Below are 1,654 nucleotides of genomic sequence, written 5' to 3'. Positions count from 1 at the left end.
CCGAAGGCCCTCTACGGCAGGCCTCTATGACGGTTCGTGCGCCGACGGCTGTCGCGCCGCAGCCTCCAGGCAAGATCGGCAGCAGCATCCCCGCCAAGGAGCTGCTGACGTTCCTCGACGCCCTGGGGACGTGGCGCGACCGGCGCCGGGCCGAGCTCGACGAACTGGACCAGGCGGCTCTGCAGTCCGCCGACACCGACGCCCTCAGCGCCGACGTGGTGCTGTCGATGGCCGTCTGGAAGGCCGTGTCCGACCGGTACGAACTGATTCTCCTCACCTGGGACTCCGGCCGGGTCGGACCGACCGAGACCGAGCGGATCTCCACTCTGATCTGGGGCGGCCTGAACACTGGCGGCGCCGGCGGATCGCTCGCAGTTTCGTTGCCCGAGGCATGCACCTTGTCGGACGCACTCGCCGCCACACTGCGCGCCAGGCTCGCACTCGAGCCGGGTGACGCGGATCTGACCGCCCGGCTCCGGCAGCTCCGGGCCCAGGTGGAGCGGATCAACGACCTGGTCCGGCGGGAGCCCGCGATCAGCCGCAACGAGGCGATCGCGGCCCACCACGACCTGGACCGCCGGGTCACCGAGCTGACCGACCGCGCCAAGCGGGGCGCGGATGTCGGCGGCCTGATCGGTCCCCTCGAGATCGATGCCGCCCGCAACGAACGCGACCTGATAGTCGGCGGCGCCACCCGCCGCGAGCGCGCTGCCGATGTCGCCCGCGCTCGTGCAGTCCGGACCGAACTGGAGGCGCAGGGCGTAGCGGTTCGCGCGCTCGCCGACAGGTGCGTCGCCGGAGTCACCCCGGCCCCGCGCCTCGGCGTACCGGATGTCACCGCGCTCGGGCCGGTGCCGAATACCCCTGCTGAGCTGGAGAAGTACCTGACCCGGCTAGACGCAGTACGGCGTGCGCTGGGGCAAGCGCAATCGGCGTACGGGGCGGCGCTGGAGCGCAGGGATGAGCTTGCTGCGCGCCTGGATGCGTACAAGGTGAAGGCGGGCAGCGTCGCCAGAACCAGTGGAACCACCGAAGACCTTGCCGAGCTGTACCGGCGCGGCCGTGAGGTGCTCGACGCCGAGCCAGTGGACCTGGCCAGGCTCGGCGCGCTCGTAGCGGCGTACCAGACGTATCTGGACACCAGTCTTGCCGCCGGACCCCAGCAGGGTCACCAGTCCGGTCGCGCAACAGGAGGGACGACATGACGACCATCGCCTGCACCCAGCCCGGCTGCACCGGCACGATCATGGACGGCTACTGCGACGTGTGCGGCTCCCCCGCGCCCGCTGGTGCCCTCAGCCCCTCTGCTGTCGCCGGTGCGCCGGACGTCGCCGCGCCTGCAGCGCCAGAGCCGATCAGTTCGCCGTCAACGGTCTCGCGCGCCTCCAACCGGCTCGCCTCGACGCCACTCGGGTCGGCCCGCGCCACGGCCGCCGGCTCCAAGCTGACCCGACGCGTCGGTACTTCGTCCACCCGCCTGCGCGGGGCCCGGCTGGGTGCCGGTCTGACCCATGTCCCACCGATCCCCGCGATCGACGCCAGCAAGGCGATCCTGACCGATCCGATGGTCCCCGAGGACCGCCGGAACTGCCCGAACTGCGGCCACGCGGTCGGCCGCGCCCGCGGCGACCAGCCGGGCCGGACCGAGGGGTTC

General features: G+C 72.1%; 2 protein-coding genes. Both read left to right on the top strand.

Annotated elements, in window-relative coordinates:
• Positions 1 to 1,205, top strand: a 1,205-nt coding sequence (locus VGD70_RS35330; RefSeq protein WP_331089245.1) for a hypothetical protein, incomplete at its 5' end; no start/stop codon positions are given.
• The coding region (locus tag VGD70_RS35325; protein WP_331089243.1) for a serine/threonine protein kinase at positions 1,202 to 1,654 on the top strand (453 nt) is incomplete at its 3' end. The genes VGD70_RS35330 and VGD70_RS35325, both read left to right, overlap by 4 nt.

The organism is Actinophytocola sp. (assembly GCF_036402745.1).
Taxonomy (GTDB): Bacteria; Actinomycetota; Actinomycetes; order Mycobacteriales; family Pseudonocardiaceae; genus Actinophytocola.
The sequence above is the reverse complement of the archived record's forward strand: the minus strand, read 5'-3'. Positions and strand labels throughout refer to the sequence as shown.